The organism is Phocaeicola faecium, assembly GCF_014837055.1.
GTDB classification, from domain to species: Bacteria; Bacteroidota; Bacteroidia; order Bacteroidales; family Bacteroidaceae; genus Phocaeicola; species Phocaeicola gallinarum.
Genome location: NZ_JACSPQ010000005.1, coordinates 128,735 through 151,894 on the forward strand (window position 1 = coordinate 128,735; position 23,160 = coordinate 151,894).

Here is a 23,160-nt window from a genome sequence, read left to right on the forward strand (position 1 = left end):
CCCGAAGGAGAGGAATTTCAGCGATGAATTCCTCTTTTTTTGTTGTAATCATTTCGTGTTTTCCAGCGGCTTTGCAAGAACCGTGAGACATCTTTGAAAACAATCGTCACACCCCAACGGAGAGATATTTGAACAAGCAAATCTTTCGAGAAGAGAAGACGAATAAATGTATTGTTTTTTTGTATTATTTAAAAAGAATTTGCTATATTTGCATCAAATACTTCTGATGACATGAAATTTCGCACGGTGGCAAAGTTGGGTATCATTCTTTCCGTTATTCTGTTTTGTATCGGAATAGGGCTTTATGGCTTTGCCCAATTAAGTGCTACGGATAAGGGACAAGATGTAGATGTACTGTCGTTTGTTCCGCAAAATAGCGTAGGAGTGCTTGAAACCGATAATCTGGAATTTTTTATGAATGAAATCCCGCAGACTGCATACGCCTCCCAGATGGATACGTTAAGTAGGGCGGGGATAACAGACGCCATATTCAGCGACTTGAGCAGGTATGCTGTTCGTAGTGCACACGGCTTGAGCGGACAAATGAACCACGTACTGATAAGTTTTCATGCACCCAGTACGGCCCAAGACATCGTGGTTTATTTCCGTGTAGGCAAAGGCGGCAAGGAAAAAGTGGTAGATGCTATTTGTGAGAAATACGGAGTAAACTTTACACCGAAGAAAGAAACTTACCGGGGCGAGAAAATAGAAATATATCCGATAGGCGCATCGAATTTTGTTGCCGTTTATGAAGAAAGCGGTTTCTTGGCGGTAAGTTACCAAAAACGTTTGATTGAAGACGTTATTGATGCAAAGCGAGACAATCTTTCTTTGCGCAACGATTCGATTTTTAATGCAGTTTATCGGGATAAGTCGACTAATTTCATGACTTTATACGGGCGTGTGCCTTCGCTTCCGTTACTTGCTTCTGCTGAAGACAGACAGCACTGCTGGAGTGAGTTCGATATTCATCTTAACAGTGATGTGTTTTATTTGAGCGGGGGAATGTATGAGCCTGATTCCTGCATACAGAAATCGGTTGATTTATTGCATGGCATCAATGAAATAAAAGAAGATAGTTTATTGGTTCTGTCAGGAACAGATAAAATAGCTTCTTATATATCCGGAGTGATAGCTTTGCCTTCTCACTCGCTGTTTGACGAATGCGTGTCTAACTTGTCGCGTGATGCCTCTTTTATTATGGTGGCGGATATGGATAAAGTATCTCGTTCGCCCGAACTTTATAGTGCTTATTTATCTCCATTTATATTGGCTCACCCTAATTTATTCCGTTCTTTCATCTTGTCTGTACAAATAACCGAAGTAGAAAACAGGTTATCTCATATTTTTGTTTTTACTTATAAAGATTGATGTCGGATAAGGCTAAGTCACTTATCTTAGTTTATACTTTTGAAAATGTGGAGTCACTTTCAAATGAAAGTATAACAGTGAAACAACCGTAAGGGTTGCTCCGAACATATAGGCAATGCGGAATGATGCTATTTCGGCAATATATCCTCCGGTTAACATTCCTATACCGATGCCTACATCCCATGAAGTCAGGTAAGTGCTGGTAGCTGTGCCGCGTTGGTTATTGGGAGCAAGGTTGACAAACAAGGTGTTGTAAGCCGGAAACATAGTCCCGAATCCTATTCCGAGCAAGAGGGCGATTGCGAAGAAAGAGCAGGTAGTAAAACTGTAACTCCAATCAATCAGCCACCCACATGCCGTTAGTCCGAAATAACAGAAGCACACCAAGTAAAGTCCGGCAGCGATAACCTGCGTAACCATGCCCTTGTCTACCAAACGTCCGCTGAATAATCGGCTGATAGCCATACCCATTGCCATACAAGTGAAAAAGAATCCGGTTTCGGCAGTGATGCCGATCTGCCGGGCATACATGGCTACATAATTGGTTGTCATTCCGTAAGGGATGGAAAGCAGCAACAAACTGAATCCGGCAGGAAGTCCTTTTAGTAAAATAAAGCGGTCGAGAGAAATCGGTTCGCGCTTTACCGGAGGTTTATATGGCGTTTTTACCAAGCAAGCGCAAAGAAATCCCAATACGCAAGAGCCTAACGCATAAGAGAAGATAGTAATATACGAAGCCCCTCCGCTGTGTAAGAATAATCCGAACATAGGGCCGATAGACATGGCTATGTTGTTTGCCAATCCGTAATACCCCAATCCCTCTCCGCGTCGTGAAGACGGCATGATGTCGATTACAATGGTATTCCCGCCCACGGTAACCATTCCGAACGAAATACCATGTATGATGCGGAAGATGATAAACATCGTCAGCATACCTGCCACCATATAGCCGGCGAATATCAGTGTGAATGTGAAATAAGCCAGCAGGTAAAGAGGTTTTCGTGCAAAAGCATCGAGCAGATAGCCGGAAAAAGGCCGGATACACAACGATGAAATGGTGTAACAAGACAGTACGATACCTATCGTAGTGTTGGACGAATGAAATATTTCAGATAAATAAAAAGGAAGTACAGGGGTAAGTAGCCAGAATCCAAAGTATAGTAAGAAATTGGCTGCCAGAATAAAGCAGTAGCTTGGAGTGACAAGTCTATCTTTTCTCATGGCGCAAAATAGTTTAAATGCGGATTAACACCGTTTTCTATTCTGTGTTAATCCGCATTTTGTTATTAATTTGCTGATTCGAATTCTTTCAGGAAGCGAGTGTCGTTTTCAGAGAACATACGCAAATCTTTTACTTTGTATTTCAGATTTGTAATACGTTCTACACCCATTCCGAAAGCATATCCGGTATAAACTTTGCTGTCGATACCGTTGGCTTCGAGTACGGCGGGGTCAACCATTCCGCAACCTAAGATTTCCACCCAGCCGGTATATTTACAGAAAGCACAACCCTTTCCGCCGCAAATGTCGCAACTGATGTCCATTTCTGCGCTCGGTTCGGTAAACGGGAAATAAGACGGGCGCAAGCGAATTTTGGTTTCAGGGCCGAACATCTCTTGTGCAAATTGAAGCAACACTTGTTTGAGGTCGGTAAACGATACATTTTTATCAATGTATAATCCTTCCACCTGATGGAAGAAACAGTGGGCACGGTAACTGATGGCTTCGTTTCGGTAAACACGTCCCGGACAAATAACGCGGATGGGAGGCTGTGAAACTTCCATGACACGGCTTTGCACAGACGAAGTGTGTGTACGAAGAATAATATCGGGATGGCTTTCGATGAAAAAAGTATCTTGCATGTCGCGTGCCGGATGGTCTTCTGCAAAGTTCATAGACGAGAAAACATGCCAGTCATCTTCTACTTCCGGACCGTCGGCAATGGTGAATCCCATTCGGCCGAATATGTCAATAATTTCGTTACGAACGATGTTCAGAGGATGGCGAGTTCCCAATTCGATCGGGTAAGCCGTGCGTGTCAAATCCAATTCTGCCGCTCCGGTATCTTTGCTGTCGAAAGCATCTTTAAGTTCGGCAATACGCTCTTGTGCGCGATTTTTCAATTCATTCAGTTTCATACCCACTTCTTTCTTTTGTTCGGCGGGTACATTGCGGAAATCTGCCATCAGCGCATTAATGGCTCCCTTTTTGCTCAAATATTTGATGCGCAAAGCTTCCAGTTCATCGGCGTTGCTGGCAGTGATATTCTCTACCTCTTGAAGCAGTTGTTCTATTTTTGCTAACATATTTCTTGTGTTTATTATCGTTAGGTGCAAAGGTAAGGATTAAAACCGAAATATCTTGTTTTTTGTTAGATAAAAAAGAAAACTTGTATTTTATGGCATAGCGAAACGAAAAAAACGGTATTTTTGCTCCGAATTATTCAGTAAGAAATGAGAGAATTAATCATCGGGTGTCTTTTGCTTGTGCTAATGGCATCCTGTGGGGGTAAGAAAAAGCAAGTTGACCCCTTTGAGACGTTGACAGAGCAAATTGATTCGGCAATGACGATACATTCGGATTCGGTTTGTGAAAAGGTAGATGCGGAAGAAGAAGCTGTCCCTGTCGCCGCTGACGAGAGTTTTGCCGATTTCTTTTATAATTTTGCTTCGGATGAAAGTTTCCAGCGTAAGCGTGTGGTGTTTCCTTGTCCATTTTATGTGGGCGAGGTGGTGAAGCGTATTGCCCGCGATGAATGGAAATATGACCCCTTGTTCAGTTGCGAACCTGTCTATACGGTTTTGTTCGATAGTGAAGAAGAAATGGAGGTAGAAAAAGATACTTCTATCCACAGTGTGCAGGTCGATTGGATTTATTTGTCGGAAGAGAAAGTCCAACGCTATTATTTCGAGCGTAAAGACAATCGCTGGTATCTGGAAGCTGTGGATATTCACCATTCAAAGGCTGTAAGTAAAGACAGTACGAAAGAAGATTTCCTTACGTTTTATGAGAACTTCTCCCGCGATTCGGTGTTCCAGCGCAGCCGTTTGCATAATCCGTTGACGTTTGTGACTTCCGATCCGGAAGATGAATTCCAGATTCTTGAAACAACTCTTGATGAAGGTCAGTGGTTTGCTTTTCGTCCTCCGATGATGAAAGACCGATTGACGAATGTGCATTACGGTCAGTCAGAGAATAAAGATTCGGATACAAAGATTGTTGAGTTCAAAGGGTTCGGCAATGGCTTCAATAATACATTATATTTTAAACGTCGTCATGGCATTTGGAAGTTAATGGAATTTGAAGATTTGAGCGATTGAAAAACAAGATTATGAAAGAATATAATAACTATTCTCTGCTTCCTTATAATACATTTGGGATAAATGTTCAGGCTGCCCGGTTCGTGGAATATGTTTCGGTAGACGAACTGGTAGCTTTTCTTTCGGCTAATGAGAAAGAGCGTTCTTCTTTTTTGCAGATAGGAGGGGGCAGTAATTTGCTTTTTACATCAGATTATTCAGGTACTATTCTTCATTCTGCCATCAAAGGGTATGAAATAACCGGGCAGACTAAAGACTATGTGGAAGTTTGCGTTGGTGCCAGTGAGGTCTGGGACGACTTTGTATCTTATGCCGTGTCGTGCGGATGGTATGGAGCCGAAAATCTTTCTTTGATACCGGGCGAGGTTGGTGCGTCGGCTGTTCAGAATATCGGTGCATACGGCGTGGAAGTAAAAGATTTAATCCGTTTTGTTGATGCGGTTTGCATTGAGACCGGAGACGTAAGACGTTTCAGTGCTGAAGAATGTCAGTATGCCTATCGTTCAAGTGTGTTTAAGAAAGAACTGAAAAACAAATATATCGTTACTCATGTAACTTATCGGTTAAGCAAGCATCCTTTATACCGGTTGGATTACGGGAATATCCGTACAGAGCTGGAAAAGGAAAAGTGTGAGCTGACGCTCGATAATATTCGCCGGCTGATTATAAAGATTCGCGAAGCAAAATTACCCGATCCGAAACGGATAGGCAATGCCGGAAGTTTCTTCATGAATCCCTTTATTGAGAAATCGCAGTACGAAGTATTGTTGAAGGCTTATCCCGATATGCCCTGCTATCCGGCTGCCGACGGACTTGTTAAGGTTCCGGCGGGGTGGCTGATAGAACGTTGCGGGTGGAAAGGTAAATCGCTCGGGCGTGCTGGTGTATATGAGAAACAGGCTTTGGTGTTAGTGAACAGGGGAGGAGCGACAGGAGAAGAAATTGTTCGGTTGGCAAAAGAAATCATCCGTTCCGTGGAAGAAAAATTTGGTATCACAATAAAACCTGAGGTCAATATTATATGAAGATTACAATATTAGGAAGTGGTACATCGGTAGGGGTTCCGCAGATAGGTTGTACTTGTAAGGTCTGCACGAGTAGCGACCCGTGCGACAAGCGGTTGCGCTGTTCGGGACTGGTGGAAACAAACGGTGTGCGTGTATTGATAGACTGCGGACCTGATTTTCGTGAACAGATGCTTCGGCTGAATGATTTCCGCCCCATCGACGGTGTACTGGTTACTCACGAGCACTACGACCATGTGGGTGGTCTGGATGATTTGCGCCCTTTCTGTTCGTTCCGTGAAATACCTGTTTGCGCCGAAGATTACGTAGCCGACCGTCTGCAAAGCCGTATGCCCTATTGTTTTGTCAAGCATCCCTATCCGGGGATTCCTCATATTCCTTTGACCCGCTTGCGTGCAGGCGAATCTTTTGCGTTGTCGAACGGCGAGGGGCGACGGGTAGAGATTATGCCTTTCCGCGTACTGCATGGCCAGCTTCCCATATTGGGTTATCGTATCGGGCAGATGGCTTGGATTACGGACATGCTTACCCTGCCCGAAGAATCCTATTCTTATTTGCAAGGGCTGGATTGCTTGATAATGAACGCACTTCGTTTTGAGAAACATTGGACGCACCAATCTTTGTCCGAGGCATTGGAAAAGGCAAAACGGATCGGGGCACGTGAAACCTATTTTATTCACATGAGCCATGATATAGGCTTACACGCTGAAACGTCGGCATTGCTTCCTGACCACATTCATTTGGCTTACGACGGTATGGAAATCATGCTGTAATCGGGCTATTTCAAGAATTTCCCGCCGATGTAAAGTCCGAGTCCTACGAAAATCAGCGCACATATTACGCTGGCGGCGATGTATATAATCCCCTCTATGCGCTGTCCGTTTTGAAACAGTTGTATGGTTTGGGCGGAAAAGGTAGAAAATGTGGTAAAGCCTCCGCAAAATCCGATGGCAGCGAAAAGATAAACTTCTCCTTTGGTACTTGCAATTAGCAGCCCGATTATGAACGAGCCGATAACATTTGCAGTGAAAGTTGCTATTTCGGATGCTATGGCAAGGTGTGCCGACAGTAAGGTCAACAGATACCTTGCTATGCTTCCCGTAGCCCCTCCAAGAGCTACTAAAAGACATTCTTTTATCATATTCAGGTAGTTTAGTTTTGTGAAACCTTATAAACGTTAGGCGTGAATCCTGTTATTTTCTTAAACCAGACATTAAATTGTTGTACGTTGGCAAATCCCAGCAGGGCAGCTACCGAAGCCGGAGTGCTTTCTTTTTCCAATAAAATTCTTTTTGCGGTTTCCAGCAGTTTTATTTGAAAAAATTCTTTTAGCGTTTTTCCGGTTTCAAACTTCAGCAAATCCTCAAAATAACAAGGAGACAGTTTTAATAAGTCAGCGCAATAGTCGGTTGTAGGATAATTTCCCCGCCGAAGCATTCCTGAACTTATGTATTTGTCTAATATTGCATCGGTTTGTTTTATTATCAGTTTGTTCTTGTTTTCCCGCGTGATAAATTGGCGTTCGTAAAACCGTGTACAATAGTCTAACAGTAGTTCTATATATCTTACTATTAAAGTTTGGCTATGCCGGTCTATCGGGTGATGCAGTTCGGCATCCATTTCTTGTAAACACTCGGTTATTTTATTTTTTTCTTTGACAGACAGGTGCAATGCTTCTTCTTTGCGGTATTGGAAAAAAGTATAACGTTTGATACCCTCTTTTAAGTGTGTACCGCACAGTAAGTCGGGGTGAAAGGCAAGCAGCCATCCCTGTTGAGGTAAAACTCGTTTATACGTCATGTCGAAAGTTTGTTCGGGCGGTAAAAACACCATCGTGGCATACGAAAAATCGTAAGGTTTGCGGCCACAGCAACAAATGTGTTCTTTCTCATTTTCTATCAGTAAAATGGCATAGAAATCGAAACGGACGCCATGTTCTTTCACGTCCGTATTGTCCAGCCGGATAACGCTTGCTAACGGATGGAGCGTTTGACAGCCGAGACATCTGTTACATTGATGCACCGTTTTGATGTCCAGAATTTCTTTCATGAAGTTAATTTGTGTTTACGGATGCAAAGGTAAGAATAAAATTAGTACCTTGTTTGCTCCGTTTATATGAATCTGTAATTTGGGTTATTATCTCTGTAATTAAGGTAAAGCGGGAGGTGAGTAAAGGTGCTGAATATCCGTGGTTTAGGTGCCTTTTTGAATCATTCAAGGCTTGCTTCCGAAGCATGGGAAAATTCTACCCGTAGCGTAGGTGTGTCTTCCGAATAGAACCGGTCAACTTATCCGCATGAAATGACCAACGCTAACGGTAGTGTTTTCAAATAAAATTCGATACACAAATAAGAATCTGTTAGAAACAAGCTATTTATAAGCTTTTCTCAAAGAGTGAGGTAATGACTTGGCAACGGTTGCTAATTCTGTGATATGCGGTGTATTTCCACCTAAAAACTCTCGCCGACTGCAAAAATACAAAAAAAAGAGGATAGGAGTGCAAGTCTTATAAAGTTTTTTCTTGCTTTTCATTCGTATATTCCATTTTGGTAGTCCGTGATATATTGCGTAAACGTCTTTCCCGTCTGTTGCTTGAAGAAACGCATCAGATGGCTGGGGTCGGAAAAGTGGAACTCGTCCGCCAACTGGCTCACGTTGCGGTCGGAGAACAACAACTCGTTTTTCAATTCCTCCAACAGGCGTTGTTTGAGCAAATGGGTGGCGGACACGCCGAACTGCGCCACGACGGAGTTGTTCAGCGTGATGCGACTCACACGGAGCATATCGGCATATTCCTGAACACGCTGCACGGTGCGGATATGCTTTTCGAGCAAGTCCTTGAACTGGAATGCATAATTGTTCTTCGGCACTTCGACCGGCAGACGGTAAGTTTTGGCGTATGCCCGGTTGATAACCACCAACAGATAGTAAAGCACAGATACGATAAGGTTGTAAGTGTCTGCCACAGGATGCAGCAGCTCCTGTTTTATCTTCCCCAAGAGGCGCATATATTCCGCCAGTTCTTCCGGCGCGGCAAACAGGTACGGTGGCGTGTCGGTCTGATAATAATACAGCAGGCGATAGACGAAGAACTTGTCGGCGATGAACGTGTGCATAAAGTCCTCGCGGAAGATAAGGAAAGTGTAGTCCAGTTCCGCTTCATCCACGTGCCATTCCTGTTGCTGGTGCGGCGACAGGAGGAGCACCATATCGTCCCGTAACTCTATTTTGCGGAAGTTTAACAGCACATAGCCATTGGCGCGGCGAAAGAAATAGAAACTGAAAAAATCCGTCTTGAACGTCCGGTGCTCGGTCAAGACACCACAGATGTCCTTGCTCTCGCCTGTGTTGATGTAGAAGTCCACGCCGCAACGTGTCTTGCTGAACGGGACGCTGACCAGTCTTTCGGGGTTGGTTATCGTTTTCATCGCTCTTGTTCTTTGCTTTCTGCAAATATACATCATTCTTTTATCAAAATGGCATATATTCCTCTTTTTAAGGCATAGAGGCATCAGGGGAATCTTCCGAACTTTGCACCCGACAAATCATAAAAGCGTAACATTATGAACGAGAAAGCTATTATCCGGTTGGTGCGCAGCGCCACCTTGAAAATCAATTATGCAGGACACACCATCCTTGTTGACCCCGTATTTGCCGACAAAGGAACCCTGCAATCCGCTCTCGGCGTGTATAAAAGTCCGAGGGTGCATCTGGTAATGCCCATCAGCGAAATCACCGAGGGCGTGGATATGGTACTGCTCACACACAACCACATTGACCATTATGAACCGAGCGTGAAACAACATTTGCCGAAAGACATCCCTTTCTACACCCAGCCGCAAGACAAGGAAACCCTCGTGCAAGATGGTTTTACAAATGTAGAAGCAATTGAAAAGAGCAAGATAATAGGCAACCTGACCATCCACCGCACCACGGGTCATCACGGTTTCGGTCAGATAGGCCAGATGATGGGACCCGTGTCGGGCTATGTGCTGATGGCGGAGGGACTTCCGACCATTTATATAATGGGCGACTGCAAATGGGAACCGTGCATCCTTGAAACCGTGGAAAAATACCGCCCTGATTATATCGTTGTAAACAGCGGCGGTGCGGTGTTCCCCGAATTTTCCAAGACAGACGGCTGCATCATCCCCGACGAACAGGAAGTGATGGCGATGCTCGACACGCTCCCCGCACAAATCAAACTGATAGCCGTACACATGGATGCTATTGACCATTGCCAGACAACACGCGAAATCCTGCGAAACGAAGCCCGCCACCACGGAGTGGATATGAACCGACTGATTATGCCGGGAGATGGGGAGAGCATTACGTTATGAGTGTTTGCATCAAATCGCTGATAAAGAATATGAACATAGTGATAGGCTGCTCAATAGGGTGCAGCTACTGCTATGCCCGTAATAACTGTCGCCGCTTCCATATCACGGACGATTTTTCTGTACCCGAATATATGGGGCGCAAGCTACACATCATCGACACTCCAAAACCTCACGTATGGCTGATGACCGGAATGAGCGACTTCTCCGATTGGAAGCCTGAATGGAACGCGGAGATTTTCGGAAGAATGAAAAGCAATCCGCAACACGCTTATATCTTTCTTACGAAACGTCCGGATAAGGTCTGTTTTTCTACGGATGACGAAAATGTCTGGATGGGCGTGACCGTCACGCGCAGTTCCGAGAAAAAAAGGTTAGAAGATTTGAAAAGAAATATCAAGGCCAAACATTACCACGTCACCTTTGAACCTATCTTTGACGAAATCGGAGAGATAGACTTCGCGGGTATCGATTGGGTTGTCATAGGCACGGAAACGGGACATCGGAAAGGCAAAGTGGATTCCCGTCTCGAATGGGTGCTTCACATTGCCGACCAAGCCAAAGCGCAAGGAATCCCCGTATTTATGAAAGAGGATTTGCTGCTTATAATGGGTGAAGAAAGGATGATTCAGGAACTGCCGGAACAATTTATCAAACGCATACAATGAATACTGAAACAATCAAGGAAATAGACGTACAGAGCGTTATGACCAAATCCGCACTGCCAGTCGGAGGATATTCGGTCAATCCTTACGTGGGATGCCCTCACGCCTGCAAGTATTGCTACGCATCGTTTATGAAACGCTTCACCGGGCATACAGAACCGTGGGGCGCGTTTCTGGACGTGAAGAACTGGAAACCGATAGCCAATCCGCACAAATATGACGGTGAGCGCATCGTGATAGGTTCCGTGACGGACGGTTACAACCCCTATGAGGAACAATTCCGCCGTACCCGCAGGCTGCTCGAAGAACTGCGCGGAAGCAACGCCGAGATTATGGTATGTACGAAGTCCGACCTCGTCCTTCGCGACCTCGACCTGTTGAAACGTTTTCCCAAAGTAACAGTGTCTTGGTCAATCAATACGCTTAACGAACAGTTTCGTGCGGATATGGACAACGCCGTGAGCATAGAACGCCGCCTGAAAGCAATGCGCCAAGTCTATGAGGCAGGCATCCGTACCGTGTGTTTCGTTTCGCCCATATTTCCGGGAATAACCGATGTAAAGACGATTATCAAGGAAGTGAAAGGATATGCCGATTTGATATGGCTTGAAAATCTGAACCTGCGCGGACAATTCAAAGGAGAGATAATGGCATATATCCGTGAGAAGCATCCCGAACTCTTCCCATTATACGATGAGATTTACAACAAGAAAAGGCTTGATTACTGGCAGGCATTGGAGCAGGACATATCCCAATATGCACAGACGCAAGGATTTCCCTATCGGGTGAACGATTTGCCCTACGGACGCTCGGAAAAAGGAAAGCCGGTCATCGTAAATTATTTCTATCACGAAAAAATCAGGCTCAAAAAATAAGATGTATATAAATTCCCGCTATGGGATGATAGCAAACAGCTTCGGTATGCCCGAAACACAAACTTGCTACCATAAAAACAGAGTTCAGACTTTAAAACAACTCATAAACTTTGGGCAACTCAAAGGACTGCTCGCAGCTTCTTTCGGAAGCAAACGGGGGCGTTCAGGGGGCAACCCCACTGGCTCATTGGGGAGTTTTTAGCATGAGCGTCAGCGGTGCGTGAAGAAAACGCCATAATGAGCTATGGCTTTTGTTCCCAAAAGCCTGCGGCGGTGTCGGTTTTCCCTTGTCGGTCGGCAGAACGGAAGTCCGTCTGGCCAGCCTGCGGATGGCGATACTCACCTCCGTTGCTTCCACAGCAGGCTTGATGATGAATGAAAATCCGATGAATTGATGAATGGGCGACTTAACATACTAAAAGTCATAGCGATACATGCTCAACATTCTTTCATCAAACCGCTTGTCAAAAGAAAAGCGATGAGTAAGGCTGTGTCCGTTTTCTCTTTTCATCAGCCATATCCTTTTGTTGAGAGTTTGATGAGGATGTAAACCGCTGTTATTCTTTATGTTTATATATACTTTCATCAATTCATCAAAATAATAAATAGCACTCATGCAAATTACCATGCCGTATTCCGGCAGACTTGCAGGCAAGTCTGAAAGTTTTGAATTATTGAGAAGTGAAGATAACGCATTGATGTTCTGTAAGATACGACCTAAACAACTGTTCAACAAACCCGTTCACAAAACATTTGGCGACGAAAAGAAAAATAGCACTTGTCTGTCTTTTCGCAAGCACAGCCTTTCCAACAGGGCGTTGCGTACCCTTGCGGCATTGGGTGTGTTGATACGGAAAGCGATTGCCACGACCATTGGTAGGGCATACGCCTCCGCACAATAACCGTTGGGAAGCCTGATGCGCCTTTCCACATCGCAAGGCTTCAGCACTCCGCTTTTGTACACGGCTCGGATGGCGGCACGGAGTGTCGGGGCGATTACATCGAACAGCCTTACCAACTCCATTTCGTTCATCCACACGTTGGCGGCATCGGACGGCACGGCAATCCTGCCGCACCCGTCCATCGTGATTGTTGTCCGTTCCATAGACTGTGCGTTATAGGACGAAACGTCCGCTTATCTTGCTCTCAAAGGCGGATATGTCGTTTTCAAGTTTAGCGTTGGTCACCTTCGCGTAAATTTGCGTGGTGGTTATATTCGTATGCCCCAAAATCTTGCTCACGCTCTCTATCGGCATACCGTAATTCAATGCCAAAACAGCGAATGAATGGCGGCTCAAATGGAATGAAACCGGCTTTTCTATCCCGCATTTCTTCGCCACAGCTTTGATGCGTTTGTTCACCATGTCAAGCGAGCCGATGTTGAAAAGTCGCTTGTCTCTTCTGAACGGCTCGTAACGCCTGATTATCTGCATGGGGATGTCCATCAGCTTGATTTGGAACGGTACGCCCGTCTTTTGGCGTTTCGACACAATCCATGATGCGCCATTCATCTCAACGATGTTGTCGGTGGTCAGGTTCTTGATGTCCGTGAACGAGATGCCAGTCCAGCAACCGAACAGGAACAAATCCCTCGCCAATGCGAAGTTGGGATTGTCCAAACTGATTGTACTCAACGCCTGAATTTCATCTTCCGTGAGAAAGCCTCGTTCCTTGTGGTCGGGGTCAACGTGGTACATCGCAAACGGGTTTCTCGGTATCTTGCCATTGTAGTGCGCCGTGGTGACGATGTGTTTCAACGGTATGGAGTATATCCACACGGACGATTGCGCCAGCCCGACCTCGTTTCGCAGGTACAGGCAGTAGTCACGGATGAAATCCTCCGTCAATTCGTTCATCGCCATGTCCGTCCGCTTGTACTGCCTCTTAATAAACTCCGCTACGTATTTGCGGACGGTCAGGTACTTCTGGTACGTACGCTTGGAGCGGTCTTTGCCCACCCGCTTGGCAAACGCCTCATTCTCCTTGTCAAGGGCCCGTAACAATGTTTCATACTCCGTGCCGATGCCTTGATAGGCGTTGCGTACCATTTCAGCCGTGACAAATGCCTCACGGTCGGAAAGCCGCTGGTAGTGCTTCGTTATCTGCGCCTTGATGTTGTCAAGCGCATAGTTCACCGTCACCGCCTCGCGGCTCTTGCCTTTCGCCCTGTTGCCTTTAGCATCCCACAAATCCTTGGAGATACGCTGCTTGCAACTGAACTGTGCGATAGTCCCGTTGATTGTAACCCGTCCCATGATGGGGACAATTCCATTCTTTTCCTTGCTTCCGTTTACATAGAAGACGGTCTTGAAAGTACTTCTCATAATCCTTGCTTTTTGTTTGGTGCAAAATTAGTTTATGGGAGTTGTAAAGGCAGAATGTAAACCTACGCAGAACGCAGAAATAGAGACCGTTAGTGTTAAATGTGCATCAGGTGTTGGGTAATGATTTGGAAGTGCATCTATTGCTGTAATCCGCCCAAATCCGTTTTTCCGCCCTTATGTCATTCCGTGCCACCCGAAGCCAAACCCTCTGACCGTCAGTGAGAATGCTCAAATTCGCTTTATTCTGCGTTTTATCCTATTATTTTCAAGAATAAACCGGCTGTGTTTGGAAGGGATGTTTTTTGTTGATTCGGAAAACTTAAACAGGAATTTAGGTTATCGGAATTTCTTTTTTCGTTTTTATCTTTGCAGCCTGTAATTATGATGATATGGAAGGCAGAGAAAAAACTAATACAGACTTATTATTGGCGTTGATACGCGAGGGGCGTCCGATGACGCTCGGACAACAATTAAAACTGACCATACAGCTTAGTATTCCGGCCGTGGTTGCACAGTTTTCTTCCATCGCGATGCAATATATCGATGCTGCGATGGTGGGGAGCTTGGGTGCTGAGGCTTCGGCTTCCATCGGCTTGGTGTCGACTACTACATGGTTGTTCAGCGGGCTTTGTGTGGCGTGTGCCACGGGGTTTTCTGTCCAAGTGGCACACGCCATCGGTGCAGGTGATATGCGTCTGGCGCGTGCTGTGCTTCGTCAGTCATTCGTGGCTACACAGGTTTTTGTTTGCCTGTTGGCTGCTGCCGGTATGCTGATCAGCGGTTCGTTGCCCCGCTGGTTAGGCGGAGAAGATGAAATTTGCGGTGATTCGTCCCTATACTTCTTCATTTATGCGGCTTTCTTACCCATGCTTCAACTCAATTTCCTTTCGGGCAGTATGTTGCGGTGTAGCGGAAACATGCGCGTGCCCAGCATGTTGAGCATGTTGATGTGTCTGCTCGATGTGATATTTAATTTCTTTCTTATTTTCCCTTCCCGTGAAGTGAGTTGGTTCGGGCTGTCGTTCTTTATGCCGGGAGCCGGAATGGAAGTGGCGGGAGCTGCGCTCGGTACCGGATTGGCAGAAATGGTAACCGCCGGTTTGGTTACGTGGTATCTTTGTACACGGTCCTCTAACTTAAAGTTATCCGGCGAGCGGGGCAGTTTCCGTATCAAGTCTGCCACCCTGAAAAAAGCGCTTCGCATCGGGCTGCCCATGGGGATAGAACATGCCGTGATATGTGGCGCTCAGATTATGACCACCGTTATCGTCGCCCCGTTGGGTATTTTCTCGATTGCAGCCAATTCGTTTGCCATTACAGCCGAAAGTCTGTGTTACATGCCCGGTTATGGTATAGCCGATGCCGCCACCACGCTGGTAGGACAGAGTTTGGGTGCGGGACGTAAAGATTTGACCCGCCGTTTTGCCCGGATAACGGTATTCATGGGCATGGCGATAATGGGTGTCATGGGAGTGATAATGTATGTGGCAGCTCCTCTTATTATCGGTTCGATGACCCCGGATGCCGAAGTGCTCTCATTGGGAGTAATGGCATTGCGCATCGAAGCGTTTGCCGAACCCATGTTTGCCGCCGCCATTGTAGCCTACGGTGTTTTTGTAGGGGCAGGAAGCACGATAATCCCTTGTTTAATGAACTTCTTCAGCATCTGGGCTGTTAGGTTGACGCTGGCTGCTGCTTTGGCTCCTTTGATGGGCTTGAAAGGGGTCTGGCTGGCAATGTGCATCGAACTGTGTTTCCGGGGAATCATATTCTTGTTCCGGATGGAAAAAGGAAATTGGATGAATAAGATATAGCAAAAGTATTGCCGGGCAGTGAATCCGTAATCAAGGTAATAACGTCAGTAATTTATGCACATCTGCATTAGGGTGAACGGTATATCTTTGCAACATGATAAAAAGGTAAGATTAATAATTTAAAAGTAAAGATTTTATGGAACATATATCAGGAAAAGAATACGGAGGCGAACGCCCCTTGTTTGCATCTCATGACTTGTATTTGGAAAACGTAACCATCCATGCCGGTGAATCTGCATTAAAAGAATGTACGAACATTGAGGCAGTAGGATGTCGGTTTGAAGGGAAATATCCTTTTTGGCACGTTGACGGCTTTGTGGTGAAAAACTGTTTGTTTACCGAAGGCGCCCGTGCCGCTCTGTGGTATTCGCGTAATCTGGAAATGACAGATACTTTGGTTGAAGCGCCGAAAATGTTTCGTGAAATGGATGGTATCCGGCTGGAGCGGGTACGCATTCCGGATGCACAGGAAACGCTTTGGCACTGCCGGAACGTGGAATTGAAAAACGTGGAAGTGGCCCATGCAGACTATCTGTTTATGCACAGCGAAAATATACGTATCGAAGATTATCGCCAGCAGGGAAACTATTCTTTCCAGTATTGTAAGAATGTAGAAATACGTAATGCCGTAATCGACTCGAAAGATGCGTTCTGGAATACCGAAAATGTAACCGTTTACGATTCGGAACTGGAGGGTGAATACTTGGGATGGCATTCTAAGAATTTGCGTTTGGTTAATTGTAAGATTTCAGGGACGCAACCCTTGTGTTATGCCCATAACCTGATATTGGAGAACTGTACGATGGCAGACGACTGCGATTTGGCTTTTGAGTACAGCAGTGTGGAGGCAAGTGTAAAAAGTCCGGTCCGCAGCGTGAAAAACCCGCGTACGGGAAGCATTACGGCAGAAAGTTATGGTGAAATTATCTTGGACGAAAACATCAAAGCTCCTGCCGACTGCAAGATAAAAGTATGGAACGAATAAATTCGGATGTATTAAAATGAAGTATGATTTCGATGAAGTGATTTCCCGCCGGGGGACGCTTTCTTATAAATGGGACAGTGCGACGGACGCAGAGGTATTGCCCCTGTGGGTGGCTGATATGGATTTCCGTACGTCGCCTGCCATCATCGAGGCTTTGCAGCGGCGTGTTGCTCACGGTATATTCGGATATACGCGCGTTCCGGATGCTTATTATCAGGCGGTGACGAACTGGTTTGCTCGGCGTCACGGATGGAACATACAGCGTGAGTGGATGATTTATACCTCAGGGGTAGTGCCGGCTGTGTCGGCAGTAATTAAAGCATTGACCGTTCCCGGTGATAAGGTACTGGTACAGACACCGGTGTATAACTGTTTCTTTTCTTCTATCCGTAATAATGGATGTACGTTGGCAGCTAGTCCCTTGCTCCGTGTCGGTAATACGTGGCAGATGGACTTTGAGGATCTGGAACGGAAAGCGTCCGATCCGGATGTAAAAGTCTTCTTGCTCTGTAATCCCCACAATCCGGTGGGACGGGTTTGGACGCGCGAAGAATTACTGAAAGCAGGAGAAATCTGTTCCCGTCACGGCGTAACGGTTGTGTCGGACGAGATTCATTGCGAATTGGTTTATCCGGGACATGCATATACTCCTTTTGCTTCCATATCCGATGACTTCTCTGCACGCGCTATCGTCTGCATCTCGCCCAGCAAGGCGTTTAACATAGCCGGATTACAGATTGCAAACATCGTAGTTCCGGACGAAGAAGTCCGGCGGAAAATAGATAAGGCGATAAACATCAATGAGGTGTGCGATGTAAATCCTTTCGGTGTAACGGCTACCATCGCTGCTTATACCGAAGGTGAGGAATGGTTGAACCAGTTGCTCGTTTACCTTCAGGCTAATTATAAATGGATGCAAGATTATTGTCGTACCCATTTGCCTGATTTCCCGATAAGCGATTTGGAAGGCACGTATTTGGTATGGATGGATTGTTCGATACTCCATAAGACCTCTGACGTGCTGGAACAAGAACTGCTGGACGAAAGTAAGCTGTGGCTGAATGCCGGAACCATGTACGGGGCAGAGGGCGAAGGGTTCATGCGGTGGAATATAGCTTGTCCGCGCTCGGTATTGGCAGAGGGGCTGGAGCGATTCCGCAGTTATGTGTATGGCAAATAGTTCTTAACTGTTGGTTTTGAAGCAGAATGCCTCTTGTGTTGATTTGCTTTTTTAGAAGGGATTCTTTATTTTTGCTGCAAATTAAATAAAGATAGTTATGGGATTTGGAAAATGGATTGGCGGAATCATGGGATTTATGGCTGGAGGCCCTTTAGGTGCGTTGGCGGGCTTTGCCTTAGGTTCTTGGTTTGATAAAGCAACCGACCTTTCCGGGCAGGCTGCCGAAGGGACGGGCAATAACAACGGTTATGGAGGATACGCCGGACAGCGGAACAGTTTCCTTTTTTCGATGTTGGTGATGGCTTCATATATTATCCGTGCCGACGGGCGTGTAATGCACAGCGAAATGGAGTTTGTCCGACAGTTTTTACGGGTGAACTTCGGTGAAGCTGCCGTGGCGGAAGGCGAGCAAATCTTATTAAACCTTTTTGAAGAGCGTAAACGCATAGAACAGACCGATGCGATGGCGTTTAAGAGAACCATTCGCGATTGCGGGGCTCAGATTGCAGCCAACCTGACTTACGAAGAACGCTTGCAGTTGTTAGGCTTTTTGGTGAAGATAGCCCAAAGTGATGGAAACGTCTGTCAGGCAGAAATCGATGCACTGAAAGAAGTAACGCTGGCGATAGGACTTTCGCTGAAAGAGGTTGAATCGATGCTCAGTTTAAGAGGCGATTCGCTGGAGGATGCTTACAAAGTTCTTGAAATTGAACCTACAGCAACGAACGACGAGGTGCGTGCCGCTTATCGTCGCTTGGCGCTGAAACATCATCCTGACCGCGTGGCTACACTTGGAGAAGATATCCGTAAGGCGGCAGAAGAGAAATTCCAGCTAATCAACAATGCTAAAGAACGGATTTACAAGGCAAGAGGCATGAAGTGACAGTTACATGCCGGATAACGGAATTTATAGCCCGTATACTTTGAAAGATAAAAGCTGTTGTTTCAAAGTATATGGGCATTTTTATGTACACCCGTCGGTAAAAACCGTGCTACGTCCGGTGTTCAGCCAATCATATCCCATAGAAGAATCGTTTCTGTTGATAACTTTTTTAGACAGGATATAGAATGTTTCTGCCTAAAAACATAGTTTAGTAACACGAAACTTTTTGTTGCTTTTCCCGATTATAATCCTTAATTTGCGCCTCGTTAAATTTGAGATATGAAAAGCATATCCTTTCGTTACTAACTAATTTATGAAATACCATGAAAGTATATCAAACCAATGAAATTAAAAACATTGCCCTTCTCGGTAATGATGGCGCAGGTAAAACCACCCTCACAGAGGCTTTACTCTATGAGAGTGGTATTATAAAACGTCGCGGCAGAATTACTGCCAAAAATACGGTAAGCGATTATTTCCCGGTAGAACAAGAATATGGTTACTCGGTTTTTTCTACGGTTTATCATGTAGAGTGGAACGGTAAAAAACTGAACATTATCGACTGTCCGGGAAGTGACGATTTTGTGGGAGCGGCTATTACGGCGCTGAACGTTACGGATACTGCCATTTTGTTGCTTAATGGTCAGTATGGTCCGGAAGTCGGTACTCAAAATCATTTCCGATATACAGAGAAATTGGGTAAACCGGTTATTTTCCTTGTTAACCAGTTGGATAGCGAGAAGTGTGACTTCGATAATGTGCTTGAACGGTTAAAAGAAAATTACGGTTCTAAAGTTGTTCCGGTTCAGTATCCGCTGGCTACGGGTCCGGACTTCAATTCATTGATTGATGTACTTTTGATGAAAAAATATTCATGGGGTCCCGAAGGAGGTGCTCCTACCATCGAACCGGTTCCGGAAGAGGAAATGGAAAAAGCACAGGCTTGGCATAAAGTGCTTGTTGAAGCTGCTGCCGAACACGATGAAACGCTGATGGAGAAATTCTTCGAATCAGAATCGCTTACCGAAGATGAAATGCGCGAAGGAATCCGTAAAGGGCTGGCTGCGCGCGGTATGTTCCCCGTATTCTGCGTGTGTGCAGGCAAGGATATGGGTGTTCGCCGGTTGATGGAATTTTTAGGCAATGTGGTTCCGTTTGTCGATGAGATGCCTACGGTTTTCAATACACGCGGTATCCCCGTTCCGCCTGATGCCAACGGACCTACTTCGCTGTATTTCTTCAAAACAGCGGTTGAACCGCATATCGGCGATGTTCAGTATTTCAAGGTGATGAGTGGAACTGTTCACGAAGGGGACGATTTGACTAATGCCGATAGAGGTTCGAAGGAACGCATGGCACAGCTTTATGTATGCGCCGGAGCTAATCGTGAAAAAGTAGACGAACTGCGTGCCGGAGACATCGGTTGTACAGTGAAGCTGAAAGACGTAAAAACAGGAAATACCCTGAACGGAAAAGATTGCGATAACCGTTTCAACTTTATTAAATATCCTAACTCGAAATATACTCGCGCAATCAAACCAGTCAATGAAGCCGATACGGAAAAGATGATGGCGGTATTGAACCGTATGCGTGAGGAAGACCCGACGTGGGTAGTAGAACAATCAAAAGAACTGAAGCAGATTTTAGTTCACGGACAGGGAGAATTCCACTTGCGTACTTTGAAATGGCGTTTGGAAAACAATGAAAAGTTGCAAGTACAGTTCTATGAACCCAAAATCCCTTATCGTGAAACAATTACCAAAGCAGCACGTGCAGACTATCGTCATAAGAAACAGTCGGGAGGTGCAGGACAGTTCGGCGAAGTTCATCTTATTGTAGAACCTTACTACGAAGGAATGCCCGCTCCGGAAGTATATAAGTTTAATGGACAGGAATTTAAGATGAACGTAAAAAGTACCGAAACCATTGATTTGGAATGGGGCGGCAAGTTGGTATTTGTTAACAGTGTAGTAGGTGGAGCCATTGATACACGCTTTATGCCGGCTATCCTGAAAGGTATTATGAGCCGCATGGAGCAAGGTCCGCTTACCGGTTCGTATGCCCGCGATGTTCGCGTAATCGTTTACGACGGAAAGATGCACCCCGTAGACTCTAACGAAATTTCGTTCATGCTGGCAGGTCGTCATGCTTTCAGTGATGCCTTTAAAAACGCAGGACCGAAGATTCTGGAACCGATTTACGATGTGGAAGTGTTCTGTCCGAGCGACAAGTTGGGCGATGTAATGAGCGATATGCAAGGACGCCGAGGCATGATTATGGGTATGAGCAGCGAAAAAGGCTATGAAAAGCTGGTTGCAAAAGTTCCGTTGAAAGAAATGTCTAATTATTCAACGTCATTAAGCTCACTCACAGGAGGCCGTGCATCTTTCATTATGAAATTTGCCAGCTACGAACTTGTTCCGGCAGACGTTCAGGCTAAACTGATAAAAGAGTTTGAAGAACAAGAAAAAGAAGAAGCATGATTTAGAAAAATTATATCTGTCAGATTAGTTTGAGAAAAAGGTATTGTCGTACGCAGTCAAACGGCAATACCTTTATTTGCTATATATAGAGCTGGCATTTGAAAGAATAAGGGCGTGTTAATTTGTGGTCAGGACAGAACATATCTTGTTTAACCGATCTTAAACAAATGCGCCATTCTTTTGCTTTTGTTTAATTTTTTATTATTTTTGCACGAAAACAAGGCTGTGAGGACTTTTAAGTTTGTAAAATCTAATGTTAGAAGGAATATTCAGTTAATATTAGAAAATCGTGGATTAAAACTTGTTAAGTCCGGTATCAGTTAGGAATTAGGCTGTTAATTTTGCCTGCATGAAAAAGTCTACTATTTGGATATTAGGAATTGTAATGGGACTGTCTTTTCTCAGTTTGCTTTACTTGCAAGTGAGTTATATTGAAGAGATGGTCAAAATGCGGCGTGGACAGTTCGAAGAGAATGTAAACCGTAGTTTAGGAAAGGCTGTACATAATCTGGAACTGGTAGAAACAAAGAAGTATTTAGAGAAAGACGTGGCTGCTCAAGAAAGAGCAATGCAACTGTCACAACAGTTGGAACAGCAGAGTAACAATCGGGTGATTGAACACCGGCAATATACCGTAACTTCTCCCGACGGAACAATGCTCTCTTCTTTCGAAATGAAAACAGTAACCAACAGCCGTCCTTCTAACGTGCCGAAAGTAACATTTTCGACAGGGAAAAATATAGCACAGACTTCACGTGCCTTGCAAGAGATACTGAAAGAACGTTATGTGTACCAACGCGCGTTGCTCGATGAAGTCGTATATAACATTCTTTATACAGCAAGCGATAAGCCCTTGAAAGAACGCATTAACTTTAAGCAGTTAGACCATTTCCTGAAATCGGAACTGTTTAATAACGGGATAGACCTTCCTTATCATTTCTCGGTGACCGACCGCGATGGAAAAGAAGTATACCGCTGTTCGGATTACATTTATAATGATGAAAAGGTTTATTCACGTTTGCTGTTCGAAAAAGACCCACCGGCAAAAATGGGGTTTGTGAACATCTTCTTTCCCACGATGGATGATTATATCTTCAGCTCGGTTCGGTTTATGATTCCGTCTTTGATTTTTACATTGGTGTTATTGGTAACGTTTATCTTTACCATTTATATTATTTTCCGTCAGAAGAAGCTGACCGAAATAAAAAACGATTTCATCAATAACATGACACATGAGTTTAAGACTCCTATATCTACAATATCTTTGGCAGCTCAGATGTTGAACGACCCCGCTGTGGCAAAGTCGCCGGTGATGTTTAAACACATTTCGGGCGTGATAAATGACGAAACAAAACGTTTGCGCTTTCAGGTAGAAAAAGTATTGCAGATGTCGATGTTTGAACGGCAGAGTGTGACCCTGAAGAAAAAAGAAGTCGACGCCAATGAGTTGATAAATGGGGTAGTAAATACATTCCGTTTGAAAGTTGAAAAATGCGGAGGAACACTTGAAGCCGAACTAAATGCCGAAGATCCTGTTATCTTTGTAGACGAAATGCATTTTACAAACGTTATATTTAATTTGCTGGATAACGCGGTAAAATACAAAAAGCCGGAGGGCGATATAGCCTTGAAGGTGAAAACATGGAATGAATCAGGCAAACTGTACATAAGTATAGAAGATAACGGAATCGGTATCAAGAAAGAAAACCTGAAAAAGATATTTGATAAGTTCTACCGTGTTCATACCGGAAACCGTCACGATGTGAAAGGATTCGGACTTGGACTGGCGTATGTGAAGAAAATCATTACAGACCACAAAGGTACGATTCGCGCCGAGAGTGAGCTGAATGTAGGAACTAAGTTTATTATTGTATTACCTTTATTTAAAGACGAATAGT

General features: G+C 44.9%; 20 protein-coding genes. 13 read left to right on the forward strand and 7 right to left on the reverse strand.

Annotated elements, in window-relative coordinates; all coding sequences use genetic code 11:
• Nucleotides 1–231 precede the first annotated feature (231 nt).
• Nucleotides 232–1,371, forward strand: a complete 1,140-nt coding sequence (locus tag H9626_RS07310) for a hypothetical protein (RefSeq protein ID WP_191710073.1) — start codon at nt 232–234, stop codon at nt 1,369–1,371.
• A gap of 21 nt (nt 1,372–1,392) precedes the next feature.
• Here H9626_RS07310 and H9626_RS07315 read toward each other — a convergent pair whose 3' ends face one another.
• Nucleotides 1,393–2,592, reverse strand: a complete 1,200-nt coding sequence (locus tag H9626_RS07315) for an MFS transporter (RefSeq protein ID WP_178257609.1) — start codon at nt 2,590–2,592, stop codon at nt 1,393–1,395.
• Between the two features lie 65 nt (nt 2,593–2,657).
• Nucleotides 2,658–3,677: a phenylalanine--tRNA ligase subunit alpha gene (pheS, locus tag H9626_RS07320; protein WP_178257608.1), complete on the reverse strand. Its 1,020-nt coding sequence runs from the start codon at nt 3,675–3,677 to the stop codon at nt 2,658–2,660.
• A 147-nt stretch (nt 3,678–3,824) separates the two neighbouring features.
• Here pheS and H9626_RS07325 point away from each other — a divergent pair, with 147 nt between their 5' ends.
• From H9626_RS07325 to H9626_RS07335, 3 genes are read left to right on the forward strand one after another with little or no spacing between them, the layout of a single operon-like run.
• Complete coding sequence (locus tag H9626_RS07325; RefSeq protein ID WP_178257607.1) at nt 3,825–4,691, forward strand: DUF4348 domain-containing protein; 867 nt, start codon at nt 3,825–3,827, stop codon at nt 4,689–4,691.
• Between the two features lie 11 nt (nt 4,692–4,702).
• Nucleotides 4,703–5,716 (forward strand): UDP-N-acetylmuramate dehydrogenase, encoded by a 1,014-nt coding sequence (gene murB, locus H9626_RS07330; RefSeq protein WP_191710074.1) that lies wholly within the window; start codon nt 4,703–4,705, stop codon nt 5,714–5,716.
• The gene (locus tag H9626_RS07335) at nt 5,713–6,489 is read left to right on the forward strand and encodes an MBL fold metallo-hydrolase (RefSeq protein WP_191710075.1); all 777 of its coding nucleotides are present in this window, start codon (nt 5,713–5,715) and stop codon (nt 6,487–6,489) included. The genes murB and H9626_RS07335 overlap by 4 nt, the downstream gene beginning before the upstream one ends.
• 5 nt (nt 6,490–6,494) lie before the next feature.
• On the opposite strand, the gene crcB is transcribed toward H9626_RS07335, so the two are convergent.
• The 3 genes from crcB to H9626_RS07350 all read right to left on the reverse strand — a co-directional run bounded on the left by crcB (nt 6,495) and on the right by H9626_RS07350 (nt 9,144).
• Entirely contained in the window at nt 6,495–6,857 is a 363-nt protein-coding gene (gene crcB / locus H9626_RS07340; protein WP_178257604.1) for a fluoride efflux transporter CrcB, read from the reverse strand.
• 11 nt (nt 6,858–6,868) lie between these two features.
• The gene (locus H9626_RS07345) at nt 6,869–7,765 is read right to left on the reverse strand and encodes a helix-turn-helix domain-containing protein (protein WP_191710076.1); all 897 of its coding nucleotides are present in this window, start codon (nt 7,763–7,765) and stop codon (nt 6,869–6,871) included.
• A 479-nt stretch (nt 7,766–8,244) separates the two neighbouring features.
• Nucleotides 8,245–9,144, reverse strand: a complete 900-nt coding sequence (locus tag H9626_RS07350) for a helix-turn-helix domain-containing protein (RefSeq protein ID WP_191710077.1) — start codon at nt 9,142–9,144, stop codon at nt 8,245–8,247.
• A gap of 135 nt (nt 9,145–9,279) precedes the next feature.
• On the opposite strand from H9626_RS07350, the gene H9626_RS07355 reads away from it, so the two are divergent.
• From H9626_RS07355 to H9626_RS07365, 3 genes are read left to right on the forward strand one after another with little or no spacing between them, the layout of a single operon-like run.
• Nucleotides 9,280–10,056, forward strand: a complete 777-nt coding sequence (locus H9626_RS07355; protein ID WP_191710078.1) for an MBL fold metallo-hydrolase — start codon at nt 9,280–9,282, stop codon at nt 10,054–10,056.
• The gene (locus H9626_RS07360) at nt 10,053–10,721 is read left to right on the forward strand and encodes a radical SAM mobile pair protein A (RefSeq protein ID WP_087428939.1); all 669 of its coding nucleotides are present in this window, start codon (nt 10,053–10,055) and stop codon (nt 10,719–10,721) included. The genes H9626_RS07355 and H9626_RS07360 overlap by 4 nt, the downstream gene beginning before the upstream one ends.
• The gene (locus H9626_RS07365) at nt 10,718–11,593 is read left to right on the forward strand and encodes a radical SAM mobile pair protein B (RefSeq protein WP_021847023.1); all 876 of its coding nucleotides are present in this window, start codon (nt 10,718–10,720) and stop codon (nt 11,591–11,593) included. The genes H9626_RS07360 and H9626_RS07365 overlap by 4 nt, the downstream gene beginning before the upstream one ends.
• Before the next feature lie 742 nt (nt 11,594–12,335).
• On the opposite strand, the gene H9626_RS07375 is transcribed toward H9626_RS07365, so the two are convergent.
• Both H9626_RS07375 and H9626_RS07380 read right to left on the reverse strand, forming a co-directional pair.
• Nucleotides 12,336–12,698: a virulence RhuM family protein gene (locus H9626_RS07375; RefSeq protein ID WP_149942414.1), complete on the reverse strand. Its 363-nt coding sequence runs from the start codon at nt 12,696–12,698 to the stop codon at nt 12,336–12,338.
• 10 nt (nt 12,699–12,708) lie between these two features.
• Entirely contained in the window at nt 12,709–13,920 is a 1,212-nt protein-coding gene (locus tag H9626_RS07380; protein ID WP_191710106.1) for a site-specific integrase, read from the reverse strand.
• A gap of 386 nt (nt 13,921–14,306) precedes the next feature.
• Here H9626_RS07380 and H9626_RS07385 point away from each other — a divergent pair, with 386 nt between their 5' ends.
• From H9626_RS07385 to H9626_RS07410, 6 genes are all read left to right on the forward strand, one after another.
• Nucleotides 14,307–15,731, forward strand: coding sequence for an MATE family efflux transporter (locus H9626_RS07385; protein WP_225230920.1), 1,425 nt, complete (start codon nt 14,307–14,309; stop codon nt 15,729–15,731).
• A 136-nt stretch (nt 15,732–15,867) separates the two neighbouring features.
• Nucleotides 15,868–16,716, forward strand: a complete 849-nt coding sequence (locus H9626_RS07390; RefSeq protein WP_178257428.1) for a DUF3737 family protein — start codon at nt 15,868–15,870, stop codon at nt 16,714–16,716.
• Between the two features lie 16 nt (nt 16,717–16,732).
• Nucleotides 16,733–17,896, forward strand: a complete 1,164-nt coding sequence (locus tag H9626_RS07395) for a MalY/PatB family protein (RefSeq protein WP_191710079.1) — start codon at nt 16,733–16,735, stop codon at nt 17,894–17,896.
• A gap of 97 nt (nt 17,897–17,993) precedes the next feature.
• The gene (locus H9626_RS07400) at nt 17,994–18,779 is read left to right on the forward strand and encodes a DnaJ domain-containing protein (RefSeq protein ID WP_191710080.1); all 786 of its coding nucleotides are present in this window, start codon (nt 17,994–17,996) and stop codon (nt 18,777–18,779) included.
• 323 nt (nt 18,780–19,102) lie between these two features.
• The gene (gene fusA2, locus H9626_RS07405; protein ID WP_178257431.1) at nt 19,103–21,262 is read left to right on the forward strand and encodes an elongation factor G2; all 2,160 of its coding nucleotides are present in this window, start codon (nt 19,103–19,105) and stop codon (nt 21,260–21,262) included.
• 349 nt (nt 21,263–21,611) lie between these two features.
• On the forward strand, nt 21,612–23,159 hold the full coding sequence (locus H9626_RS07410) for a sensor histidine kinase (protein ID WP_178257432.1): 1,548 nt from the start codon (nt 21,612–21,614) through the stop codon (nt 23,157–23,159).
• Nucleotide 23,160: the final 1 nt, after the last annotated feature.